The sequence below is a fragment of the Gilvimarinus sp. 1_MG-2023 genome, from assembly GCF_030548285.1.
The window spans coordinates 1-428 of the sequence record NZ_JAUOSC010000187.1; the positions used below are offsets into that span (position 1 = coordinate 1).

Genomic DNA, 428 nt, shown 5'->3' on the forward strand with positions numbered 1-428 from the left:
CCACGGTGCCAGCAATTTCCGAGATATCGATAAATTGTTTTTTCGGCATGGGTTCCAGCATGATCTTGTTGATCACTTCTTCTTCAGAAATACCGTTTTCCTTGGCCTGGGCGGCAATCTGCTTTTCGACCAGCGGGGTTTTGACGTACGACGGACAAATGGTATTGACCGTGATGTCGGTATCACCGGTTTCCAGCGCCAGGGTTTTGGAAAAACCAATCAGGCCATGTTTGGCAGCGACATAAGCCGATTTGTATGGCGAAGCGACCAGGCTATGAATTGAGCCAATATTGATGATGCGGCCGAATCCTTGTTCACGCATGGCGGGTAGCAATGCGCGTGACAACATCGCCGGGCCGACCAGCATAACGTCAATCAGCAGCTTCCAGCGATCGGCAGGGAAGTCTTCCAGCCGGGATACAAACTGT

The 428-nt window shown here is 51.4% G+C and carries 1 protein-coding gene; it reads right to left on the minus strand.

Features of this window, described 5'->3' with window-relative positions; all coding sequences use genetic code 11:
- Positions 1-428, minus strand: a 428-nt coding sequence (locus tag Q4563_RS16350; RefSeq protein ID WP_303605231.1) for an SDR family NAD(P)-dependent oxidoreductase, incomplete at both ends; no start/stop codon positions are given.